This is a genomic window from Streptomyces sp. NPDC021225 (genome assembly GCF_044332865.1).
In the GTDB taxonomy this organism is placed as follows: Bacteria; Actinomycetota; Actinomycetes; order Streptomycetales; family Streptomycetaceae; genus Streptomyces.
This window is the reverse complement of the sequence record NZ_JBIRPV010000001.1, coordinates 279,750-302,763: the sequence shown is the minus strand read 5'-3', so window position 1 is coordinate 302,763 and position 23,014 is coordinate 279,750. Positions and strand designations below refer to the sequence as shown.

General features: G+C 68.1%; 21 protein-coding genes and 1 tRNA gene. 13 read left to right on the top strand and 9 right to left on the bottom strand.

Going from position 1 to position 23,014, the window contains the following annotated elements; genetic code table 11:
- The first annotated feature begins 103 nt into the window (after window positions 1–103).
- From ACH4S9_RS01430 to ACH4S9_RS01415, 4 genes are all read left to right on the top strand, one after another.
- Window positions 104–865 carry an IclR family transcriptional regulator C-terminal domain-containing protein gene (locus tag ACH4S9_RS01430; protein ID WP_358847450.1) on the top strand — a complete coding sequence of 254 codons (762 nt, stop codon included), beginning with the start codon at window positions 104–106 and terminating at the stop codon, window positions 863–865.
- A gap of 58 nt (window positions 866–923) precedes the next feature.
- A tRNA-Lys gene (locus tag ACH4S9_RS01425) sits at window positions 924–997 on the top strand.
- 206 nt (window positions 998–1,203) lie between these two features.
- Window positions 1,204–2,181: an RNA ligase family protein gene (locus tag ACH4S9_RS01420; protein ID WP_398369089.1), complete on the top strand. Its 978-nt coding sequence runs from the start codon at window positions 1,204–1,206 to the stop codon at window positions 2,179–2,181.
- A 97-nt stretch (window positions 2,182–2,278) separates the two neighbouring features.
- Entirely contained in the window at window positions 2,279–2,866 is a 588-nt protein-coding gene (locus ACH4S9_RS01415) for a Uma2 family endonuclease (protein ID WP_361189293.1), read from the top strand.
- Window positions 2,867–2,923: 57 nt separating this feature from the next.
- Here the strand turns inward: ACH4S9_RS01415 and ACH4S9_RS01410 are convergent, their stop codons facing one another.
- The 3 genes from ACH4S9_RS01410 to ACH4S9_RS01400 all read right to left on the bottom strand — a co-directional run bounded on the left by ACH4S9_RS01410 (window position 2,924) and on the right by ACH4S9_RS01400 (window position 5,705).
- Window positions 2,924–3,952 carry an ABC transporter substrate-binding protein gene (locus ACH4S9_RS01410; RefSeq protein WP_311730462.1) on the bottom strand — a complete coding sequence of 343 codons (1,029 nt, stop codon included), beginning with the start codon at window positions 3,950–3,952 and terminating at the stop codon, window positions 2,924–2,926.
- Window positions 3,953–4,015: 63 nt separating this feature from the next.
- Entirely contained in the window at window positions 4,016–4,900 is an 885-nt protein-coding gene (locus ACH4S9_RS01405; protein ID WP_358847447.1) for an ABC transporter permease, read from the bottom strand.
- Window positions 4,893–5,705: an ABC transporter ATP-binding protein gene (locus ACH4S9_RS01400; RefSeq protein ID WP_361189289.1), complete on the bottom strand. Its 813-nt coding sequence runs from the start codon at window positions 5,703–5,705 to the stop codon at window positions 4,893–4,895. Before ACH4S9_RS01400 ends, ACH4S9_RS01405 begins: the two co-directional genes overlap by 8 nt.
- A gap of 226 nt (window positions 5,706–5,931) precedes the next feature.
- Between ACH4S9_RS01400 and ACH4S9_RS01395 the strand changes: the two genes are divergently transcribed.
- Window positions 5,932–7,656 (top strand): sensor histidine kinase, encoded by a 1,725-nt coding sequence (locus tag ACH4S9_RS01395; RefSeq protein ID WP_358847453.1) that lies wholly within the window; start codon window positions 5,932–5,934, stop codon window positions 7,654–7,656.
- Entirely contained in the window at window positions 7,653–8,348 is a 696-nt protein-coding gene (locus ACH4S9_RS01390; RefSeq protein WP_398369086.1) for a response regulator, read from the top strand. Before ACH4S9_RS01395 ends, ACH4S9_RS01390 begins: the two co-directional genes overlap by 4 nt.
- A gap of 469 nt (window positions 8,349–8,817) precedes the next feature.
- Here ACH4S9_RS01390 and ACH4S9_RS01385 read toward each other — a convergent pair whose 3' ends face one another.
- From ACH4S9_RS01385 to ACH4S9_RS01375, 3 genes are all read right to left on the bottom strand, one after another.
- A complete protein-coding gene (locus tag ACH4S9_RS01385) occupies window positions 8,818–9,069 on the bottom strand; it encodes a hypothetical protein (protein ID WP_385347149.1) in 252 nt (83 codons plus the stop codon).
- A gap of 20 nt (window positions 9,070–9,089) precedes the next feature.
- A complete protein-coding gene (locus ACH4S9_RS01380; protein WP_385347151.1) occupies window positions 9,090–9,425 on the bottom strand; it encodes a hypothetical protein in 336 nt (111 codons plus the stop codon).
- A 503-nt stretch (window positions 9,426–9,928) separates the two neighbouring features.
- Complete coding sequence (locus ACH4S9_RS01375; protein WP_398369083.1) at window positions 9,929–11,143, bottom strand: helix-turn-helix domain-containing protein; 1,215 nt, start codon at window positions 11,141–11,143, stop codon at window positions 9,929–9,931.
- 806 nt (window positions 11,144–11,949) lie between these two features.
- Between ACH4S9_RS01375 and ACH4S9_RS01370 the strand changes: the two genes are divergently transcribed.
- Together ACH4S9_RS01370 and ACH4S9_RS01365 are read left to right on the top strand one after the other, a co-directional pair.
- Complete coding sequence (locus ACH4S9_RS01370; RefSeq protein ID WP_385347155.1) at window positions 11,950–13,479, top strand: Eco57I restriction-modification methylase domain-containing protein; 1,530 nt, start codon at window positions 11,950–11,952, stop codon at window positions 13,477–13,479.
- Between the two features lie 20 nt (window positions 13,480–13,499).
- A complete protein-coding gene (locus ACH4S9_RS01365) occupies window positions 13,500–14,477 on the top strand; it encodes a BsuBI/PstI family type II restriction endonuclease (RefSeq protein WP_385347157.1) in 978 nt (325 codons plus the stop codon).
- Between the two features lie 115 nt (window positions 14,478–14,592).
- On the opposite strand, the gene sbnB is transcribed toward ACH4S9_RS01365, so the two are convergent.
- Both sbnB and ACH4S9_RS01355 read right to left on the bottom strand, forming a co-directional pair.
- The gene (gene sbnB / locus ACH4S9_RS01360) at window positions 14,593–15,600 is read right to left on the bottom strand and encodes a 2,3-diaminopropionate biosynthesis protein SbnB (protein WP_398369080.1); all 1,008 of its coding nucleotides are present in this window, start codon (window positions 15,598–15,600) and stop codon (window positions 14,593–14,595) included.
- 160 nt (window positions 15,601–15,760) lie between these two features.
- Complete coding sequence (locus ACH4S9_RS01355) at window positions 15,761–18,004, bottom strand: MMPL family transporter (protein ID WP_398369078.1); 2,244 nt, start codon at window positions 18,002–18,004, stop codon at window positions 15,761–15,763.
- Window positions 18,005–18,283: 279 nt separating this feature from the next.
- Here ACH4S9_RS01355 and ACH4S9_RS01350 point away from each other — a divergent pair, with 279 nt between their 5' ends.
- Complete coding sequence (locus tag ACH4S9_RS01350; RefSeq protein WP_398369076.1) at window positions 18,284–19,246, top strand: ATP-binding cassette domain-containing protein; 963 nt, start codon at window positions 18,284–18,286, stop codon at window positions 19,244–19,246.
- A complete protein-coding gene (locus tag ACH4S9_RS01345) occupies window positions 19,243–20,073 on the top strand; it encodes an ABC transporter permease (RefSeq protein ID WP_358847442.1) in 831 nt (276 codons plus the stop codon). The genes ACH4S9_RS01350 and ACH4S9_RS01345 overlap by 4 nt, the downstream gene beginning before the upstream one ends.
- A gap of 20 nt (window positions 20,074–20,093) precedes the next feature.
- Here ACH4S9_RS01345 and ACH4S9_RS01340 read toward each other — a convergent pair whose 3' ends face one another.
- The gene (locus ACH4S9_RS01340) at window positions 20,094–21,113 is read right to left on the bottom strand and encodes a LuxR C-terminal-related transcriptional regulator (RefSeq protein WP_398369073.1); all 1,020 of its coding nucleotides are present in this window, start codon (window positions 21,111–21,113) and stop codon (window positions 20,094–20,096) included.
- Between the two features lie 163 nt (window positions 21,114–21,276).
- On the opposite strand from ACH4S9_RS01340, the gene ACH4S9_RS01335 reads away from it, so the two are divergent.
- The 3 genes from ACH4S9_RS01335 (at window position 21,277) to sbnA (ending at window position 23,014) form a co-directional block, all read left to right on the top strand.
- A complete protein-coding gene (locus tag ACH4S9_RS01335; protein ID WP_358847440.1) occupies window positions 21,277–21,540 on the top strand; it encodes a hypothetical protein in 264 nt (87 codons plus the stop codon).
- A 186-nt stretch (window positions 21,541–21,726) separates the two neighbouring features.
- A complete protein-coding gene (locus tag ACH4S9_RS01330; protein ID WP_398369071.1) occupies window positions 21,727–21,978 on the top strand; it encodes a hypothetical protein in 252 nt (83 codons plus the stop codon).
- Window positions 21,979–22,015: 37 nt separating this feature from the next.
- Entirely contained in the window at window positions 22,016–23,014 is a 999-nt protein-coding gene (gene sbnA / locus ACH4S9_RS01325; protein WP_398369069.1) for a 2,3-diaminopropionate biosynthesis protein SbnA, read from the top strand.

The following is a 23,014-nucleotide window of genomic DNA, read 5'->3' as shown; positions in this document are numbered from 1 at the left end:
CCGGGTAAAAGCTGCCATCGGTGAACCAAGGGGCTGATCCCATGGCCATGACCTGCGGCGACGGCGCCGACGCAAGCGGTCACAACCTGCTAGGGGGGAAACCGTGGCGCTCAAGCCCGAGTCGACCGCGCCGTTCCACTCGGTGCGGCATGCCCTCCGGGTCCTCGAAGTCGTCTCCCACCACACCAACGGCGTGACCGACGCCGGCATCGCCCGCGAAACCGGCCTGCCACCGGCCCACCTCGCCCAGCTGCTGCGGATGCTGCGCCGCGAGGGCTATATCGAGCAGGTCACGGACGGCGCGTATGTCGCCGGCACCTCGCTCTCCCTGCTCGGCTCCTCCGGCGCCGACCGCCAGACCGCGGTCGAGCACAAGCTCCAGAAGTCGCTCTCCGCCCTGCGCGACTCGGTCGGCGCGGCGATCTACCTCAGCCGCTATATCGACGGCGAGGTCCGCATCACCCAGTACGCCGACAGCCCGCGCACCCCCAAGGTCAACGAATGGGTCGACTTCCGCTCCGCGGCCCACGCCATGGCCGTCGGCAAGTGCCTGCTGACCCAGCTCGACCACGACGGCCGCCGCGACCACTTCTCCCGCCACAAAACCGTGCGGCTCACCTCCCGCACGACCACCAACGAGAAGGTCCTCTTCCGCAAGCTGGAAAGCCAGCCCGCCACGGTCCCGGTCCTCGACATCCAGGAATACGCCGTCGGCACGGTCTGCGCCGCCGTCCCCATAACCGCCGGCCGCGCAGCCGGCTGCCTGGCCCTCTCCCTCCCTCTGGAGCACGCCCACCGCCTACGCCAGGCCGCGTACACCCTGAACCGGGAGGCGGCTCCGGTGCTGCTGTCCCTCACGATCTGAGGGCGGGCGGCGGTCAGGAGCACCCCTCCGGGCCGGGTAGTATTTACGACGTCAGCACGCGCCGCTAGCTCAGTTGGTTAGAGCAGCTGACTCTTAATCAGCGGGTCCGGGGTTCGAGTCCCTGGCGGCGCACTTTGGTTTTTAAGCCACTGACCTGGGGTTTCTCGGTTATCTGAGAAACCCCAGTCGCGTTTTCGGCCACGGCGATGAATCTCTGTTGCCTCAGACCTGGCGCACGGCGATGATGCCCGTTCATGTCCGACATCGCGTCTGAAGGCTCGTCTGAAGGATCTGCGCTGAGGCCGTACCCCAAGATCCCTTCGAGGGGGCGGATCGGCGTGCCCGGGGTGCGGGAGTGGATCGCCGCGGAGAAGGTGCACGGAGCGCACTTCGCGGTGGCCTGCGACAGCACCGGCGTCCGTCCGGCGAAGCGGCGTGAGCTGCTGGGAGATGACGGTCTGGACGGCTTCTTCGGCGTCAGCAGGATCTGGCCGGCACTGTCGGTGGCGGCGGCCCGGTTCGCCTCGGTGCTGCGGGTCGCTTGGGGTACTGCCGCGGTGGTGACGGTCTACGGTGAGCTGGCCGGCGGGTGCTATCCACACCCGGATGTTCCCGCTGTTCCCGGCGTCGATCCGGTGCAGACCGGTGTGTGGTACGCGCCGGGCCTGCACTGGCTGCTGTTCGACGCCTCGGTCGAAACCGCGGAAGGCCGCTGCTGGATCTCCGACCGCGCTCTGCGCGATGCCGCCGCTGCCGCCGGGCTCACCTGCGTACCCGCTCTCGGACAGGGCCCGCTGAACAGGCTCCAGGACCTGCCTTGCGCCTTTCCCACCAGGGTGCCTGCCCTCTTCGGGCTTCCCGAGCTGGCCGACAACCTCGCCGAGGGCTATGTCCTCAAGCCGGGCGGGGAATGGCGGGAGTCGGGCCCTTCGGGCGCTCGCGCGCGTCCGGTGGCGAAGGTGAAGCAGAAGGCCTTCGCCGAGGACGAGCGCTTCGACGGCTCACGCCCCTATCTGGCACCGCCGCAGGGGGCGGCCGGGGTCCCCGCCTGGCTTCTGGTCCAGGCCTCGGCGCTCCTGACCCCAGCCCGTGCGGCCGCCGCGGTGAGCAAGCTCGGGCCTCACGCTTCCGTGGACGACGTGGCGGAAGAGATCACACGGGACGTCGCGGAGGAGATCGCCGAAGCGGTGGGGGGACTGGAGGACTCGCTCCTGCGCTGCTTGGACCAGGCCGTCCGGCCCGGGGCACGCTCCCTGGCGGTGTTCGACGCCGCGGACCGCCGGAGGGTCCGGTCCGCGCGAGACGTCACCGCCTGATATCGAACAATCACTCGCAGGAGTGATCCTCGCCGGAATGTGCCTCAGGCGAGCATGCGTCCGGAAACACTGGCCTCCTCCAGGAAAGGGGTGCAACATGACGGTTATGACCGAGCGCACGTCACACATGCTGGTGGAGGAGTTCGAGGAGATCGCCTCCGCCGCGCCCGAAACCGTCCTGTTGGAGTTCATCAACGGACGGATCGAGGAGAAGTACGTGCCGGACGGGGATCACCGCGAGATCGTCAAGTGGCTGCAGAAGCGCTGCATGCAGAACCGCCCCGATCTCTGGCTCTACGCGAACGACTGCGGTTTGAAGGTCGAGGCATACCGCAAGGGGCGCGCCCGCCCAGACGGCGTGCTGGCGCCTGACGGACGCTTCGCGGGAGATGGTGAATGGTCCGACACCGACGGGGTCCTCATGACCGTCGAGGTCACCTCGCACGACCGGGACACCAACCGCCGCGACCGCATCGAGAAGCCCGCTGCCTATGCGACGGCGGGCATCCCCGTCTATCTCCTCGTGGACCGTGACGCCTGCGCACTCATCGTCCAGACCAACCCCGACCCGAAGAGCGGCCGCTACCGCGACACCCACGAGGCACCCTTCGGGGAGCAGGTGGTGCTCCCCGATCCGGTCGGTATCACGCTCGACACGGACGTCCTGAAGAGCTACGTCCGCTGACGCGCCCCGCCGTAAGCGGCCCGGCCGGTCGGCTGTCCGACCGGCCGGGGCCCTGGCTCAGCTCGCCTTCTTGACGAACTCCGTGGTGTAGGTCTTGTTCAGGTCCACCGTGGCGTTCTTCAGGTTCGGGTTGAAGGACTTCAGGACGCGCTCGACCGTCGCCGGGCCGTCGGCCGGCATGACGCCGTCGGTGGTGAACATCGGCAGAGTGCTCTTGATCGCCTGGGCGTAGAGCTCCTTGCCGCCCTGGGCGTAGTCGGCCGGCATCTTGGCGGCGATTTCCTCGGGGCTGTGGGTGGACATCCACTTGAGGGTCTTCACGAACGCGTTGGCCAGCTTCTGGACGGTGTCCTTGTGGCCGTTCACCCAGGACGTGTTCATGTAGAGGCTGGAGGAGGGGTACGGGCCGCCGAGGGCGGCCTTGGAGCCCTCGGGGGTGCGCATGTCGACGAGGATCTTGCCGAGCTTCTGGTCCAGGACCTGCGCGACGGTGGGGTCGGTGGTCATGCCGCCCTGGATCGCGCCCTGCTTCAGGGCGGCGATGAAGGTCTGGCCAGCGCCGACCGCGACCGGGGTGAACTCGCTGGTCTTCACGCCGCTGTTGACGGCCAGGTACTTGGTGAGGAAGTCGGTGGAGGAGCCGAGGCCGGTGACGCCGAGCTTCTTGCCCTTGAAGTCCTTGGGCGAGGTGATCTCCCCCGCCGCCTTGTTGGAGACGATCTCCACCTCGCCGGGTGCGTGGGAGAACTGCACCACGGACTCCACCTCCTTGCCCTTGACCTGGAGGTCCAGGGTGTGGTCGTAGAAGCCGACCGCGCCCTGCACCTCGCCGGAGACCAGTGAGGTCTCGGCCTGCACACCGGCGGGCTCGGTGAGGAGCTCGACGTCGAGGCCCTCGTCCTTGAAGTAGCCGAGCCGCTGGGTGAGCATCGCGGGCAGGTAGATGACCTTGTCGAGGCCACCCACCATGATCTTGACCTTGCCGTCCTTGCCGTCCCCGCCGGAGTCGCTGCCGCAAGCGGTGAGGGTGGTCAGGGACAGCGCCGCGGCGACCGCCGCCGCGGAGAACTTGGCATAGCTGCGCATGTCACGTCCTTGTGAGATGAGGAAAACAGAGGAGAGGGGAGGGGAGGGAAAGAGGGCTCGGCGTCAGTGGTCCGCGCCCGGCTGGGCCGGCTTCCAGCGGAACAGCCGCCGCTCCAGGAAGGTCAGCAGGCCCTCGGCCAGCAGGGCCACCACGGCGAGGATCACCATCGCCGCGTACACCCCGGCCGCGTTGAACGTGGACTGTGAGGTCGCGACCAGCAGCCCGATCCCCTTCGTGGCGCCGATGTACTCGCCGACGATCGCGCCGATCAGCGCGAAGCCGAAGCTGACATGGAGGCTGGTGAAGATCCACGAGGTGGCCGCGGGGATCACGACCTGAAGGGTGACCTGGCGGTTGCTCGCGCCGAGGATCCGGGAGTTGGCCACCAGGTTGCGGTCGACCTCCCGTGCGCCCTGGAAGGCGTTGAAGAAGACGGGGAAGAAGACCAGCACGACCGCCGAGGCGACCTTCGAGGCCGGGCCGAGGCCGAACCAGATGAGGAAGATCGGGGCGAGGACGATCCGGGGCAGCGCGTTGAGCACCTTGATGTAGGGGCCCAGTACGTCGGCGAGGAAGGGGGCGCGGCCGAGGCCGATGCCCAGGATGACGCCGGCGGCCACGCCGATGGCCCATCCGATGAGGGCCTCCTGGAGCGTCGTCCAGACCTGCTCCCACAGGGGGCCCTGCGCGGTGCCGTGCAGCATCCAGTCCTTCAGCTGGTCCCAGATCTTCGAGGGCATCGAGAAGTTGAACGGGTCGATGACGGAGGTCCGGGCGAGCCACTCCCACAGCCCGATGACCGCGACCAGCACCAGCGCGCGGGTGGACTGGACGAGGATCGCGCGTTTGCGGGCGGCCCGTGCCCTGGCCGTCGTACGGCTTGTGCCGGGGCCCTTGGCGATCCCGTCCTTGACGGGGGTGGGCGCGGCAGTGGTGGCCTCAGGCATGCGAGGCTCCTCTCTCGCGGGTGATCCGCACCTCTTCGCCGAGCGAGGACCAGATCTCGCGGTAGATCTCGATGAACCGGGGCTCCAGCCGGACCGACTCGACCTTGCGGGGCCGTGGCAGATCGATCTCGAACACTTCCTTGACGGTCGCCGGGCCGGCGGTCATGACCACGACCTTGTCGGCGAGGGCGATGGACTCCTCCAGGTCGTGGGTGACGAAGACGACGGAGGCGCCGGTCCCGGCCCACAGCTCGAGCAGTTCGTCGGACATCAGCGCCCGGGTCTGCACGTCGAGCGCCGAGAACGGCTCGTCCATGAGCAGGATCTCGGGGTCGTTGACGAAGGTGGCCGCGAGCGCGACGCGCTTGCGCTGGCCACCGGACAGCTGGTGCGGGTAGCGGTCCTCGAAGGACGCCAGCCCGACCCGGGCGAGCCACTCCCGCGCCCGCTCCTTGGCCTCCGCCTTCGGTACGCCGCGGAAGCGGGGCCCGGCCATCACGTTGGACAGCACGCTGCGCCAGGGGAAGACCGCGTCCTGCTGGAAGACGAAGCCGACCTTGGACCCGATGCCGCGGACCGGCTCGCCGGTCACCAGGACATCGCCCTCCGTGGGCTCCTCCAACCCGCTGACCAGGGTCAGGGTCGTGGACTTCCCGCATCCGGTGGGGCCGACCACGGCGACGAACTCGCCCCGCCCGACCGTCAGGTCCAGATCCCTGACGGCGGTGTGGAGGCCCCCGGACGGAGTCCGGAACACCTTGCTCGCGCCCCGCAACTCGATGGCAGGGCTCGTTTGTCTGCTCATGGCCGGGAGGCTAGGAGTGGCGCGGGCCACACCGGCAGCCTTGTGGGCACAACGCGTTCTTGTGCCCACAAGCCCCGTTCTGCTCGTTTAGCTCGCGCTACGGCAACGAATCCGCTACGGACCCTGGGCAACCACCGCAGACCGCCCTTACCGTGCGTTTACAGCGCCGTAAACGGAATAGTCCCTACCGCTTCACGGGGAGGGCCAGGAGACGGGAGTGACCCAGATGCGGATCCGCTGGCCCAGACGCGTCTCCGCCCAGGTACTGGCCGTGCAGCTGACCATCACCGTCGGGGTGATGGTGCTCGCCACCGGGCTCTTTCTCGCCCCGCTCAGCTCCGAGATCGACAACCAGGCCATGCACAAGGCGCTCTCCATCGCCCAGGCCACCGCCGCCGACCCCGGCCTCGCCCGCGATCTACAGAACACCGAGCCGAGCCCGCGCGGGCCGGTGCAGGAGACGGCCGAGCGGATCCGCCGGGCCACCGGGGCGCTGTACGTGGTGGTGCTCGACCGGCGCGGCGTGCGCTGGTCGCACACCAACGCCGACCGGATCGGCGACCATGTCTCGACCGATCCGAAGGCGGCGCTCTCCGGGCAGCAGGTCATGCAGATCGACGTCGGCACGCTGGGCCGCTCGGCCCGCGCCAAGGTGCCGCTGCGCGACGACGACGGGAAGATCGTCGGCGCGGTGTCGGTCGGCATCGGCTACGGCAGCGTCCGCGATCAGCTGCTGGCCACCCTGCCCCGGCTGCTGCTGTACGCGGGCATGGCGCTCGCCGTGGGCGTGCTGGCCGCGATCGCCGTCTCGCGCAGCCTGCACCGCCGTACGCACGGGGTCGCGTTCGCCGATATCTCGGCGCTGCTCGACGAGCGCGAGGCGATGCTGCACGGCATCCGCGAGGGCGTGGTGGCCTTCGACCGGGAGGGCCGGATCCGTCTGATCAACGACGAGGCGCGGCGGCTGCTCGGCGTCGGCGCGGACGCCGCCGGCCACACCCTGGAGGAGACGCTGCCCGCCGGCCGTACCACGGAGGTGCTGGCGGGACGGGCCGACGGTGCCGATCTGCTGACGGTGAGCGGCGGCCGGGTCCTGATCGCCAACCGCATGCCGACCAAGGACGGCGGCGCCGTGGCGACCCTGCGCGACCGCACCGAACTGGAGCTGCTGGGCCGGGAGCTGGACTCCACCCGCGGGCTGCTGGACGCGCTGCGCGCCCAGGACCACGAGCACGCCAACCGGCTGCACACCCTGCTCGGGCTGCTGGAACTCGGTCTGCACCAGCGGGCGGCGGAGTTCATCGCCGGGCTCACCGACACCCACCGGGCCTCCGCCGAGCAGATCTCCGAGCGGGTGCGCGACCCGCTGCTGTCGGCGCTGCTCGTCGGGAAGGCCGCCATCGTGGCGGAGCGCGGGGTGTCCCTGCGCGTCTCCCCCCAAACGCTGCTGTCCGAGCGGGTGGTCGACCCGCGCGACCTGGTGACCGTGCTCGGCAACCTGATCGACAACGCCCTGGACGCCGTGGCCTCGCATCCACGCCCCGACTCCTTCGTCGAGGTCGAGCTGCGCGCCGAGGGCACCACCGCCGTACTGCGCGTCAGCGACAACGGCCCGGGGGTGCCGCCCGAGATGCGCGAACAGATCTTCGCCCAGGGCTGGTCCACCAAGCTGCCCGCCCCGGGGCCCCTGTCGACGACCCCGCCCCCGCGCGGCCGGGGCATCGGGCTGGCCCTGGTGCGGCGGCTCGCCGAGCGGTACGGCGGAATGGCCCGCGTCACCGCCCGCGCGGGCGGGGGCGCGGTGTTCACCGTCATCCTGCCCGAGGCGCTCGACCCGGACGGAGCCCCGGACCCGGCACCGCAACCCGATCCATCCCCCACACCGACCGACGGCGGCCACGCCGACAACACGCCCATCCAGCAGCTCACCGCAGCGGGAGAGTCACGATGATCGACGTCCTTGTCGTGGACGACGACTTCCACGTCGCCGAGATCAACTCCGCGTATGTGGCCCAGGTGCCCGGCTTCCGGGTCGCCGCCCGCGCCCATACCGCCGCCCAGGCCCTGGCGACCCTGGAGCGCGCCCACGTCGACCTCGTCCTGCTCGACCACTACCTGCCCGACGAGACCGGGCTGACCCTCGTACGGCGGATGCGGCAGCTCGGCCACCACGCCGACGTGATCATGGTGACGGCGGCCTGCGACGTCGCCACCGTCCAGGCCGCCATGCGGTACGGCGCGCTCCAGTACCTGGTCAAGCCGTTCAACTTCGCCGGGCTGCGGGCCAAGCTCGACGGCTATACGACGCTGCGCCACACCCTCGAAGGGGTCGGCGGGCGCGGTGAGACGGGCCAGGAGCGGGCGGACCGTATCTTCGGCGCGTTCCGGACCGCCGACGCCACCGCCCGCTCCGTACTGCCGAAGGGGCACTCCGCGCCGACCGTCGCCCTCATCCGCCGCGCCCTGGACCAGGCGGAACACCCGCTGTCCGCGCATGAGGTCGCCGAGCGCACCGGCATCAGCCGCTCCACCGCCCAGCGCTATCTCAAGTACCTGGAACACGCGGGCCGGATCAGCCTCACCCTCAAATACGGCGACACCGGCCGCCCCGAGCACCGCTATTCGTGGGTGGCGGTGAGCTGACGGGCTGTGGTGGCAGGGGAGAATGGGACCATGGCGATGTGCAAGAAGTGCGGTGCGTCAAAGCGCCGTTGGCCCCGCTCCTGCTCCCGGTGCAGTTATGGCTCGCAGCGGCCGGACGTGGCGGCGGGTGCCGCGGAGCTGGCCGTGGAGGCGGGGCTCCTCGGGTGGATCGTGCGAGGGTTCAGGGGAGTGGTGCGGCTGGTGCTGCGTGTGCTGGGCTGACCGGCCGCCGGCCTCTTGCCGGATGCCGCGGCAGTACCGCCCGCGCCCGCCGGGTTCACCGGTTTCAGATGATCGTTTTCACGAGACGAGCGGGGCGCGTGGCGAATACGGCGACACCGGCCGCCCCGAGCACCGCTGTTCCTGGGTGGCGGTGACCTGACGGAGCGGCCGGTGTGATGCCCACTGCCCGGGGAGCCGCCCGCCCCTGCCCCTCGTGGCAGGGGCGGCAAGGGCAGGCGGCTTGTCTTCAGTACCGCTGTCGGTCGCCCGGGTAGCGGACCGGTTGATCGCACTCCGGTGCGCCGTCGGGCGGGAGCTGCCCGCCCAGCGCGTAGCACAGGGCCGCGTGCAACTGTTCCGCCGAGGCGGCGGGCAGCCGCAGTTCGGCCACAGCGAGGTGCTGGCGGCACCTGTTGATCCGGAGCGGCAGCGCGAGGACGCCACCGTCGGCGCGGTACAGACCCCGCCCTGGGACGAGGCTGATCTTCCAGTGGGTCACGGTGTCTCCTCTCCGCTGCTTCACGCGCTGCCGCCGTCCGGGCCGCCTTCGGGATCGACCTGGTTCTCTTCGTCCACCGGCAGACGCGCTCCCCTGCTCTCGGCAACCCGAAGCACATCGCGCAGTGACTCACACAGCCGCTCCGCCAGGAAGCGCACTTCCCTCACGTCCGCCCTGTGGTCCTCGAGCAACGCGCTGGCATGGCCGAGGAGTTCGGACCCCATGAACAGCTGGAGGGCCTCGATCTCGTCCGCACGTCGGCTCAGCCGACTGTTGGCGCCAGCCGCCGCCAGGAAGCACGGCCGACCGTCCGGGCTGGACCACGGCAGCAGCCGCAAGCGGCTCGTCGCGGTCACCGCCCCGCTCCCACGACATGTACCGCCACACCGATGGGCCACCGGTCCAGGTGCTTGCGGACCTCCTCGTCCAAAGCCTCCACGCGCTGCGCCAGCCCCGGTGGGGTGGGGTGCGGCGGGCGCGAACCCTCGTGAGGCTCGTGCGATGGCGGGCCCGCGCTCATCGGGTGACCTGATACATCCGCAGATGCGGGTGCACGTACGGCGGAGCAGGGTCGTAGTCGACGATCGGCACGGCAGGGATCCGCGGAAGCGTCAAGGTGGGAGTGTCGACGGATCGCACGGGGGGCGAGACGTCGATCGACCGACGTTGGGCCGAGGCCGGAGACAGTAACCGGCGCAGCCCCTCCACGATTCGGGCAGTAATGTGTTCCATGTTGACGCTCCTCTTCAGCGTTGGCCATGCCCCCGGGCCGGCTGCACGGTCGCGGGGGTCCTGATAGGCCGAGCCTGGCGAGACTTGAGCAGGAACAACAGGGAACGCGTTACATAGTCTCAGGACGCTAATCGACGATGCCCAGGAACCGGGCGAGTGGCCTGACCCCAGCGGGACGTGACGGCCAGTTCCACAGGTCACGCACGATGGCAACAGCAAGCGTGTGATGCCGCATCCATGCGGGAGCATGGCGCCTCAGCGACTCCAACGCCTTGACGGCCCCCGCCCCGTTGCCCAGGTCAGTGTGTGCGCGAGCGACATCCAGCAGCAGCCAGGTTCGCCACGACGGCGGGGTGTCTTTGGACAGACGCATTCCACGAGCGAGGGACAAAGCCTCGGTCGGCCGTTCGTGCTGGACAGCCAGGCGGACTCGCTCGATGCGAACGGAGGACTTGCTGAAGACGCTCAGTAGCTTGCCGTCTTGTGGTGTCGGCATCTTGGCGAGCCGCTCCGCCGCCTTTTCGGCCGTCACCATCATGTCGCTGGCGCGCTGGTAGTCGCCGCTCCGGGCGTGGCTTGTGGCAGCCGACATCAACAGGCCGCCCCATACGCGAAGCCCCTCTGAGGTCTCGCTGTGTTCCCTCTCGACCCAGTCGGCGGCATGGACGGCCAGGCTCCGTGCGTCGTCCAGCCGTGCTTGCCGCTGATACGCCCAGGCCACGGAGTTGGAGATCATGGGAGCAATCAAAGGATCCGACGATGCGTCCGCCGCTGTCATGGCGCGCTCCAGCGACGACAGAGCAAGGTCCGTCTTACCCATGCGAATTGCCAGGTGCCCGCCAAGTTGCAGCGCCTTGCTCAGCGCAGCCTGCCCGGCAGCCCGCTGGCCGGCGTCACCGACGGCAGCGGCGAATCGAGCGTCGGTGATAAGCCCCGGGAGGGAGTTCAGTAGATCGTCGAACTCCGCTGCGTGGTAGAGCGTCCACCCCTGCGCGAGATCTCGACGGATCCGGTCCAGAGACAGCGTCGACAGGTCGCGTGGCGGCGCCGGCGGGGCGAAGAGCGGGGGCATGATGGCACGTCGCACCGCGACGAGCTGAGGGGAGTCCGATTCGCCCGACGAGGGCGCGCCGGGAGGGTCGCCCAAGAGGCTTGTCAGCTCTACGCCCAGTCCCGATGCCAGGGCGTGCAGCGTGGGTAGTTGAACGGAACTCTGCGGCTTTTGCTCCAGCCGTCGAATGGTGTCGAGCGAGATGCCGGACCGCTCGGCCAGCCCCTCTTGAGTCAGCGTCGCCAACCGACGAAGGCGCCTGACGCGGTCCCCCAGACAGTCCGTTGCCATGCGTCCAAGCTACTCCGACTCAGCGAAGCTGACTGAACGCGTTGGCATGACGACGTGCAGCTGATGTGAAACCTCCGCTCAGAGGAGTGGCCCCTCACGGGCCTTGCGCCAGCCGCGTACGCGCCTCGGAGGCAGCTTGACGCTGGTCACGGTCCTCGACGCCGTTCCTATTCGAGACAGCTAAAATCCCCACGGTCCGATACTTGTATTCCTCAAATTTTCTTGGGAATCGTTCACTCGGCCGTCGAAGGAGGGAGTTCCCCAGTACCTGATGTGAACCGGGACCTTACACACCTCACCCGACTCTTCACAGCAACCCGGGCTAATGGAATTCCTCCTGATCGAACGAGGGTGAGGTCGGCACGACCAATCCGTGCGACGAGATCATTCAGGAGGCGCGGGGTGTCAAGCGTGCGAGTCATCAGACTAGGTCGCCGACCTAATTGCGGCGTCACTTGCAGCGCGCCAGGCTTTCGAAGGCTCCAGGAAATCCATTCTGGTACGAGCGTACGAAGGTCCTCCGCGCCCACGCCTCACGCATAATCCGAGTCCACCGTCACCGCCTCCAGGGACGGTAGCGCCCAGTCGGACGACACCGCCGCGGCGGATGAAGTGGTCGAGAGAGTGCCGACGAGACTCTCGAAAGCTTCCGAAGGCGGAGGGCCACCAGCAGCCGACCGTGGAGACGCCGGACGAGCCGGGCCTCCGGGAGCGGCTACCGGTCACCGCAAGTGATCGTGGAGGCGGGCCGCCAGAGAGACTTGGGCACACCACGCCAGTGCCTCGGAGATGCGTAGGCTGTGCGCATGGCAACAGAAGCACCCGCATTGGCGAAGGATCTTGTTCTCCGGACGGAGGCACGGCGGCAAGAGGCCTCATCTGCCCTCGATTCAAGCCAGCGCGGGAAGCTCGGCCAGTTCTTCACACCGTCGCCAGCCGCTGACTTCATCGCGTCGCTGACAAAGCTGCCCGAGGCGGGCACTCTCCGCATCCTTGACCCGGGTGCGGGCGCTGGCTCCCTCACCGCATCTCTCGTCGCGAGGCTCCTTGAAGAGCGTCCGAGGGTGAAGATCAGCGTCACGGCATGCGAGGTGGACCCGCAGCTGCACCCTGCACTGCAAGCTACGCTCGATGACTGCGTCAACACGGCAGGTAGCTACGGCGCGCACCTTGAGGTGAACCTCGTGCGCCATGACTTCATCTCTTGGGCCACCCAGGGAGAGGGTCTATTGGGCCAGCCACCTAACCCTTTCGACGTGGTCATCATGAACCCGCCCTATAAGAAGCTCCCGGCAAGTTCGCGTGAGCGGAAGCTCGTTTCGGCAGCCTGCACCGAGACCTCAAATCTCTACTCGGCGTTCATGGCACTCGGGGTCCACCTCTTGAGTCCGGGGGGCCAGCTCCTGGCAATCACTCCTCGCAGCTTCGCCAACGGCCCCTACTTCCGGCTCTTTCGTCAGTACTTCCTCGAGCGGATGCATCTTGACCGCGTGCACATCTTTGAGGCGCGCAACAAGGTCTTCGCCGACTCGGCGGTGCTGCAAGAGAACGTCATCTTCGCAGCGACCCGGATGGCCACTACGGAACGAGGGCCCGTTGTGGTGTCGACCAGCCGAAGCTACTCCGAGGAGGTACGCCGACGATCCGTTCCCTACGCTGAGATGGTGCACCCCGATGACCGCGAGTTCTTCATCCACATCAGTGCCGACGAAGAGGACACAGAGCTTGCAGCATCGCATGCGGGTTTGCCGGCCACTCTCCCCGACTTGGGTCTCAAGGTTTCGACGGGGCGCGTCGTCGACTTCCGGAGCAAGGAACACCTTCGTCCCGATCCGGTCAACGGCGCGGTGCCGCTCATCTATCCACTCCACATGCGCGAAGGCTCTATCAAGTGGCCGGTTCCTGGCGCGAAGAAGAACAACGCGATCATGCTCAACGAAGAGACAGAAAAGCTGACCTTTCCGTTGGGGCATTATGTTGTCGTGAAACGCCTCTCCTCGAAAGAAGAGAAGCGTCGCGTAATTTCTGTCGTGTTCGACCCGGAGCAGGTTCCCTATGGGCGGATCGGATTCGAAAACCACGTCAACGTCTTCCATGTCGACGGGGCTGGGCTACCCGCCGAGGTGGCCAGAGGGCTTTGCATTTGGTTGAACTCCACCATTCTTGACCGCTTCATCCGGCGCTTCAATGGACACACTCAGGTCAACGCAACCGACCTGAGGAATCTGCGGTACCCGAGCGTCGAACAGCTTTCAGCAATAGGCCGCTCTTGGGAGCCTGGCACCTGGCTGGAGCAAGAAGAAATCGATGAGCTAGTCCGTCAGAACGTCAAGTAAATAATGAGAGCAGGAGCTAGGTGAGCGAGCAGACCGCAATAGCTATTCCCGGCGATCCGCGCGAGGAGAAGATTTCTGAGGCGCAAAATTTCCTGAGGCTGCTGGGGTTCGACGCCGAACGCTCCAACGAGCGTTCCGCTCTCGTGTTGCTCGCCTTGCTGGAATTGGGCTCCGAAGCGGAATGGCATGAAGCTGAGCGGCCTTTGCTGCGCACCAAAGAGATCATGCAATGGCTTCGCGACACGTACGACAAGGACTACGCGCCGAACACGCGGGAGACGATTCGCCGATCCACGCTGCATCAGTTCGCCGAAGCCGGGCTTGTGGTACAGAACCCTGACCAGCCAGACCGGCCCACCAACTCGCCGAAGTGGTGCTATCAAATTGAACCGGCAGCCTATGGGATGATCACAACCTTCAAGCAGGGCGAATTTCAGGAGCGATTGAAGGAATATCTTGGCGAACGTCCTGGCTTGAAAGCGCTCTATGCACGCGAGCGTGAGATGAACAGACTTCCTGTTCAACTTCCTGGCGGCAACAAGGTTGACCTCAGTCCGGGCGGCCAGAACGTACTGATCGTCCAGATCATCAAAGAATTCTGTGAACGATACACGCCGAACGGCGAAGTGCTCTACATCGGAGACGCTGACGACAAGTGGGCTGTTTTCGAACGGGAGACGCTGGCGTCACTGGGCGTGGAGCTCGACTCCCACGGGAAGATGCCTGACGTAGTCGTCTATCTCCGCGAGAAGAACTGGCTTGTACTCATTGAGGCAGCGTCAAGTCACGGACCTGTGGATCATAAGAGGTACCGGGAACTGAACGAACTGTTCCATGGCTCGACGGCCGGCCTTGTGTTCATCTCGGCTCTACCGTCTCGTGTCGAACTCCGCAAGTATCTAAAGGACATCGCGTGGGAGACGGACGTGTGGTGCGCCGATCATCCCACTCACTTGATCCATTTCAATGGCGAACGGTTCCTCGGGCCGTACGGCTGAAGCACGGTAGGACCCGTCCAATAACGCACTGGACGCGACACCGGCCGCCCCGAGCACCGCTGTTCCTGGGTGGCGGTGAGCTGACGGGGCGGCCGGTGTCCCGAACGCAGGAGGGCTACCAGCGGGTGGTCTCGCCGAAGAAGTCGTCGATCGCGACGGCCTCTCCGGCCTCGGTGGCGACACGGTAGACGAGTGCCCCGACCGCCAGGTCGAGGACGCCGAGGCCGAAGGGCGAGAAGATCACGGGCTTGTCCGGGCCGGTGGTGACCTCGCCGCGGATGTGCTGGGCGAGGGTGCCGGTGACGAAGTCGCGGTTGCCGTACTTCTGCTCGGCCAGGTGCGGGGAGGTGTTGGCCTTGAGGCAGTGGTCGATGTCGTCGACGATGTTGTAGGAGGCGTGGATGATCTCGGGGCCGATGTCGCGCAGCGAGATGTTGAGGACGGTCTGGCCCGGGGCGAAGGCCCGCGGGTCGAGGACGTAGGGCTCGCCCGCGGTGGTCGCGAAGACGATCACATCGGCCACGTCCAGGGCGGTGTGCAGGTCGTCGGTGGTCTCGGCGCGGTAGCCGAGCGAGCCGGTGACATGGTCGGCCAGGGCCTGGCCGTACTCGGGGTGCTGGTCGTGGACGACCACGGTCTCGATGTCCCACTCCTGGGCGGCGAAGAACTCCAGGATGTTGCGGGCGATGATGCCCGCGCCGATCACGGCCAGCCGGCGGGCGGCGCGCCCGCCAGTCAGCTGCTCGGCGGCGAGGACGGCGGAGGCCGCGGTGCGGGCCGCGCTGATCTGCGAGGCCTCCAGGAGGGCGAAGGGGTAGCCAGTGGCGTAGTCATTGAGCAACAGGGCGGCGGAGGCGCGCGGGATACCGCTCTCGATATTGCCGGGGAAGCTGCCGATCCATTTGATCCCGGCGACGTCGTGCTTGCCGCCCAGGTAGGCCGGGAGCGCGATGATGCGGCTGTCCGGCTTGTCGGGGAAGCGCAGGAAGTAGCTGTCCGGGTTGACGGAGTCGCCGTCGTCGTGGGTCAGATAGGTGTCCTTCACCTCCCGCACGATCTCCCGCCGGCTGCGGCCGATGATCTCGCGGGCCGTTTTGCCGCCGATCACGCTGAACTCGAACACGGGTGTCCTTCCGGTCGTTGGGCGCGCTGGGGGGTGGCGTTGCGTCGCGTCTACGTGGGGGGCGGGCGGGGCCAGCATGCCGCCGGCCCCGCCCGCTGTCATTACTTCAGTACGTTTCCTCGTGCCGAATGTGTCGATGTCGCTTTCACCCAGGTGTCAATCAGTGTGTCACCGGCACACCCTGCTGGGTCTCCCGCGCCACCACATGGCTCGGGCCGCCGTGGTCCGCCTCGGTGGGGCGGGACTTGCGGAGGAAGCCGGGGGCGGCCCAGTTCGCCCGGCCCAGCAGGGCCATCACGGAGGGCAGCAGGATCGCCCGGACGACCGTGGCGTCGAGCAGGACCGCCACCGCCAGGCCCACGCCCAGCTGCTTGAAGTCCTGCATGGCCAGGGTGCCGAAGACCGCGAACACGGCGACCATGATCAGCCCGGCGCTGGTGACCACCCCGGCGGTGGAGCGGATGCCGTGGGCGATGGCGTCCCGGGTGCTCGCCCCCTGGTCGTAGGCCTCGCGGATCCGGGAGACCACGAACACGTGGTAGTCCATGGAGAGCCCGAAGAGGACCACGAACACGAACAGCGGCATCCAGGACTCCAGGGCGCCCGGGGCCTCGGTGCCGACCAGGGAGGCGCCCCAGCCGTGCTGGAAGACGGCGGTCATCACACCGTAGGCGGCGCCCACCGACAGCAGGTTGAGCACGATCGAGGTCAGCGCGATGACCGGGGACCGGAAGGACACCAGCATCAGCAGGAAGGTCACGCCCATCACGAAGGCGAAGACCGGGACGATGCTGCTCTTGAGCTGGTCGTTGTAGTCCTCGGAGAAGGCCAGGTCACCGCGGACGAGGGTGGTGGTGCCCGCGACCTTGCCGAGGGTGTCGGGGATCAGCGTGCCGCGCAGTTCCGCGAGGGCCTTCTTGGAGGTCTTGTCGGTGCCGTTGCCGATCAGCGGGACGCTGATCTCGGCGATGTTCTCCTTGGCGTGGACGGTCACGTCGATCTGCTCGCCGGTCTGTCCGGAGGCGAGCGCCTGCTTCTTGAAGTCGGCGATGGCCTGGGTGACCTTCGGGGAGTCGATGTCGTCGGACGTGACCACCACATCCGCGGGGGCGGGCGCTCCGGGGAACTCCCTTCCGATGCGTGTCGAGACGGACACCATCGGGTTGTCGGCGGGCAGCAGCTTGTCGGTGCCCAGCTTCTCGGTCTTCATGCCCAGGGCCGGCGCGGCCAGGGCGAGCAGCAGCGCGGCGCCCAGGAGGGCGAAGACTCCGGGCCGGGCGAGCACGCCGCGCAGCAGGGCGTTGGTGCGGCGGCCGCCGACGGCCGCCGCGGCCTCGGCGCGGGCCTGGCGGCGGCGGGCGATGAAGGGGATGCGCCCCTTCTCGACCCGGTCGCCGAGCATGGCCATCATGGCGGGCAGTACGGTCATGGAGCCGATGACCGCGATCAGGACCACCTCGATGGTGGCGAAGGCGAAGCCCTTGAACACGGTCAGCCCGGACAGGAACATGCCGGCCATGGCGACCACCACGGTGATGCCGGAGATCAGCACCGAGTGTCCCGAGGTGGCGGCGGCGATGTGCAGGGCGGTGTCCTTGTCCCGCCCGGCGGCGCGCTCCTCGCGCTCCCGGCGCAGATAGAACAGGCAGTAGTCGACGCCGACGGCCAGGCCCATGAGGAACATCACGGAGCTGGTCATGCCGTCCACCGGCACCACCTGGCTGGTCAGGGCCAGCAGGCCCATGGCGCCCACGCAGGCGGTGGCGGCGAGCAGCACCGGCAGCACGGCGGCCACGAAGGCGCCGAAGACGACGAGCAGGATGCCGAGGGCGACGGGGAGGGCGGTCATCTCGGCCCGCGCGAAGTCCTCGCCGAGGCTGTCGTTGATGCCCTTGAGGCCGGTGGCGGCGCCGTACTGGCCGAGCGTCACCGAGTCCTGGGCCTGGTCGGTCTTCTTGACGGCGTCGATGACGGGCTGGATGCGGTCGGCCGCGGTGTCCGGGTCGCCCTTGACGTCGTACTGGATGAGCGCGGAGTGCTTGTCCTGCGAGACCACCCGCGTGGTGTTGGGGTCGCGCAGGTTCTCGGCCAGCCCGGTCGCCTTGATGGCGTTGACCGTGGCGGTCACGGCACCCTGGAACTCGGCCTCCTCGGCGGTGAGTTTATCGCTGTGGACCAGCACCAGCTCGGCGGCGGGCGGGGCGAGGCCGGCGTCCTGGAGGATGCGCTCGGCCCGGCCCGAGTCCCCCGTTCCGTAATCGGCGTTGGTCAGGGTCTTCTGTCCCACGGCGCCGCCCACGACGGTGACCAGGACCACCAGGATCAGCCAGCCGAAGACGGCCGTCTTCCGGTGGCGGGCGCTCCAGTCACCGAGCGCGGCGGCGAAATTTCGATGACGTGCCATTACCTCTCCTGCGGTCAGCGGCGTTTGCCCCGTAGCCGCGGAGGCTGTGGGGGATTACCCAAAACGCTAGGCGCTGATCAGAGGCCGTGGCGGGCATGGAGCTTGCAGCAAGCTGCGCTTGCAGAGTACTGCCACCACGATCCGGGCATATCGGGCACCAGGTATGCGATTCCGCTGCTACATTTCCCCAGCAGTTGACACCCGAACTCCCAGGCTTCGAAGGGAATTCGGATTTCCATCGAACTTTCCACCGAAAAGGAAGCTGGGAGAGGGGGATTCGTGGATATCGCCATCGCGGCAGAGAATCTTGGAAAGCGCTACGGAAATCACCAGGCGCTCGCGGGAGTGGATCTCGAAGTGCGGGCCGGAACCGTGCTCGGACTGCTCGGGCACAACGGCGCGGGCAAGACCACCACCGTCCGGTTACTGGCCACGCTGCTGGAACCGGACTCCGGCAGCGCCCGGGTCGCGGGCTTCGACGTCGTACGCGAACAGCGCGAGGTGCGCCGCAGGATCGGCCTGGCGGGCCAGTACGCGGCCGTGGACGAGCTGCTCACCGGCCGGGAGAACCTGGTCCTGCTGGGCACGCTGCTGCGGCTGGGCCGCAAGCGGGCCCGGCAGCGGGCGGACGAGCTGCTGACGGCGTTCGAGCTGACCGGGGCCGCGGAGCGTCCGGTGCGCACCTACTCCGGCGGGATGCGCCGCCGGCTGGACCTGGCGGCCTGTCTGATCTCCTCGCCGAGCGTGCTGTTCCTCGACGAGCCGACGACCGGGCTCGACCCGGCCAGCCGGATGGTGCTGTGGCAGATGGTGCGCGAGCAGGTCGCCCAGGGGGTGACCGTGCTGCTGACCACGCAGTACCTGGAGGAGGCCGACTTCCTGGCCGACCGGATCATGGTCTTCGCCGCGGGCCGCACCCTGGCCGAGGGCACCCCGGACGAGCTCAAGCAGAAGGTCGGCGAGGAGTGGCTGGAGGTGGCCGTGGCCACCGCCGGGGACCTCCCCGCGGCGCTGTCCGCGCTGGGGCCGGTGGCCGTCGCCAGCCCCACCGTGGACGAGGCGGGCCACCGGATCTCCGTCCAGCTGACGGACCGGATGGGCGCCATCGCGGCCGCCGCGACGGCGCTGGAGGCCAGCGGGGCCGATGTCGTCGACTTCGCCCTGCGCCGCCCCTCGCTCGACGACGTGTTCTTCCACCTCACCGGGGAACACACCACAACCACCGCGGAGGACGGGTCATGAGCGGCGTGACGGGGGTGGCCGGGATGGGTCGCATGGCGGCCGTCGGGGATGTGCTGGCGCTGACCGGGCGGCATCTGAGGCATCTGCGCAGAACGCCCGAGAAGCTGATCGCGGTGGCCCTGACGCCGGTGGCCATGGTGGTGATCCTGGGCTATCTGTTCGCCAGCGTCGTGACCATCAAGAACAGCGGAGGGGTCGAATACCACGACTACGTGATGGCCGGGGTGTTCGCCCAGATCGGGCTCACCTGCATCGGGATCACCGCGCTCGGGGTGGCCTCGGACCTGGGCAAGGGGCTGATCGACCGGTTCCGTTCGCTGCCGATGGCGCGGTCCTCGGTGCTGGTCGGCCACACCACGGCCGATCTCGTGCCGGTGGCCATCAGCATGGTCGCGGTGGGGGCGGTCGGGCTGCTGGTCGGCTGGCGCACCGACGCCGGGCCGCTGTCCATCGCCGGCGGCTTCGCGCTGCTGCTGGCCTTCGCGTACGCGATGCTGTGGCTGGGCGCGCTGCTGGGGATGGTGCTGCGCAACATGGAGGCCATCAACGGCATTTCGGCGCTGGCCCTGGTCATCCTGTCGTTCATGTCCAACTCCTTCATGCCGCTGTCCGGGCTGCCCGGCTGGCTGCGCACGGTGGTGGAGTGGAACCCGGTCAGCACGGTGTCCGAGGCCTGCCGGGTGCTGTGGGGCAACGCGCCCGCGTCAACGGGCGGCAGCCTGCCGATGCAGCATCCGGTGCTGGTCTCGGTCATCACGGTGGGCGCGCTGATCGCCGTCCTGATCCCGGTGGCCCTGCGGACCTTCCGCACGGCGGCTGTGCGCTGACCGTGGGGAGACCCCGCCGGTCACTCCGGTTCCGAGGACCCGTCCGTGCTGCCCTGGAGCCAGCCGCGCTCGCCGGCGATCACACCGGCCTGGAAGCGGCTGCGGGCGCCGAGCTGGGTCATCAGCTCCGCGGTGATCCGGCGGGCGGTCCGCACCGAGATGCCCATCTTGCGGGCCACCACCTCGTCGGTGTGGCCCTGGGCCAGCAGGCTCAGCACGGCGCGGGCCTGACTGGTGAGCCCGGTGTCCTCGTCGCGCCGGCGCGTGGAGCCGAACGGCGGGGCCTCTTCCCAGATGTGTTCGAACAGCGCGCACAGGGCGGAGACCAGCCCGGTGCCGCGCAGCAGCAGCGCCCCGACGGCGGTGTCGTCGGGGTTGCTGGGCACGACGGCCGCCTGCCGGTCGAAGATGACCATGCGCAGCGGCAACGAGGGGACCACCCGGACCCGGCAGCCGAGGCCGGTCAGCCAGTCCAGATAGGACACGGTCTGGGGGTGGTTGACCACGCTCTCCAGATACACGCAGCGCATGCGCACGCCGCGCTCCAGGAGTGCCTGGTCGATCGGCCTGCTGGCCTGCCGGGACTCGGCCGACTGCCCCCCGCCGGTGGTGAATTCCATGATTTCGGAGGTGCAGTCATGGGCCAGCTCCTCGAGCCGGACCCGGACCATGTCGATGCCGCTCAGCTCCTCGACGTCCACCCGGCGCTTGTTCTGGACGCCGTCGACGTATTCGGCGACGATCTTGCTGATGGCGAGCCGACCGGAGATGATCTCCTGCTGCCGCTGGGTCAGTTCGACCTCCTGGCGCGCCAGCAGAGACACCAGGCTGATCTCCGGATTGATCAATAAGAGCCCGCCGGGCCGCTGGTCGGACTGGCGCACCAGGGAGAGCCCGGCCAGTTCGTCCAGGGCGCTCCTGACCTGCTCCTCAGCCCAGCCGAGATGTCCGGCCAGGTCCGATACGCCGAGTTCGGGCCGGCCCAGCATCGCTCGGTACACGCTCTCGGCCGCGGAACTGACACCGAGGATCTCCAGCACGTGTGTACTCCCTCGTCCCCGCGCCCCCCGCGCGTGATCGAAACCCACCCCTACGTCCCGATCATTCTCCTGCATGTTACGGCACGAACGGGGTGTGACCGCGCGGTAGTTGATTAATTCACCTGTCCTTCGGCAGCCCGGCATCGAACCGTGAGAGGTGGCCATGTACATCGTCATGGGACGCATGCTGCGCGGCCGTACGATCGTGGACGCAGGGCAGCTGCGAGCCCTGGTGTTCGCCGCCGCCGAGCCGGACGACGGTCTCGAGCACGTCTATGCCGAGACCGATCTGGAGGGCGCCGGCACCGTCCTCTTTCTCTGTGCCGCTTCCGCTGAACGAGCTGAGGCCACCGCCGTCCGCATCGTGGACCGCTTGCTTGCCCAGGATGAACTCCGGGGCTGGGAGTGGGAAGGCCGTCGAGGCTAAGTCTAGGGGAAACCCAAATACCCCCTGGCATTCTCCGGCCACCGCAGGACCCTGACAGCGTAAACACATGACACCGGGTCTACAGCGGTACAGACTCGTAACACCGGACGAGAATTCAAAATCCATTCTGGAATTCTCGATTCCAATATTCGAGACCAACCAAATCCCAGAGAAAAGGGAATACTCATGCCTGCCGCCAATAACTCCTCCGCTCGCATGAATGCCTTCATCTCGCTCGCTTTCGGAGCCGTCATTCTCGCCACCGCCCAGACCGCTCCGGGCGTCGGCTGGGACAGAGTCCTCGCCTCACCGGAGGTCGGCTGGGACCTGGTCGGGGCGCACCGCCCCGACGTGGGCTGGGACAGCGCGCCGGCGAACGGGCCGGGCGCCGGCCGGGACCGCAGGCCGGCCGACAAGTCCGACGTGGGCTGGGACTGAGCGGCGGGACGGATACGGCGATCAGGGGGAAGGCCTCGTGCCCATCATCACGACGCCGCAGGAGTTCAACGAGGAAGACCTCTTCGTGGACCTGCGGGAGATGTTCGGTCATCCGCTCTACCTGAAGTGCGAGGGGTTCAACTTCGCCGGCTCGGTGAAGCTCAAGGCCGCCGCGTCCATGATCGAAGCCGCGGAGCGCGGCGGGCTCCTGGGCCCCGAATCGATCCTGGTCGAGTCCTCTTCGGGAAACCTCGGTATGGCGCTCAGCGTGATCGCCGCGGCCAAGGGCTACCGGTTCATCTGCGTGGTGGACTCACGAACCAACCTGTCGACCCGGCAGGTCATCGAATCGCTCGGCAGCGAGGTGCACGTCATCACGGAGCCCTCCGCCACCGGCGGCTTTCTCGGGGCTCGCCTCGATTTCGTACGCGGTCTTTGCACCACGGATCCGCGTTACGTCTGGCTGAACCAGCACGCCAACCAGAACAACTGGAAGGCGCACTACCGCACCACCGCGCCCGCGATCGAAAAGCAGTTTCCCGACCTGGACGTGCTGTTCGTCGGGGCGGGCACCACGGGCACCCTCATGGGCTGCGCGCGCTACTTCAAGGAGCAGCCGAACTCCCCCGTCACCATCGTCGGCATCGACAGCGTCGGCTCGGTCACCTTCGGTGCCCCGGCCGGCCCCCGCATGATCCCGGGCCTGGGCGCCGGAGTGCGGCCCGCCCTGTTCGACCCGCGGTACGTCGACGACATGGTGCTGGTCCCCGAGGTCGACACCGTCCGCACCTGTCACGCCCTGGCCCGCAGCGGCTTTCTGTTCGGCGGCTCCACCGGCACCGTCGTCAACGGCGCCGTGAAGTGGCTGGCCGAACACCGCCCGGGCCGGGACGTCACCGCCGTGGCCATCTCGCCGGATCTCGGCGACCGCTACCTGGACACCATCTACCGGCCCACCTGGGTCCAGGACGTCTACGGGCCGGCCGCACTGGAGCCGGCCCCCCGTCCGGGCGCCGTCACATCAGGAGTGCACTGA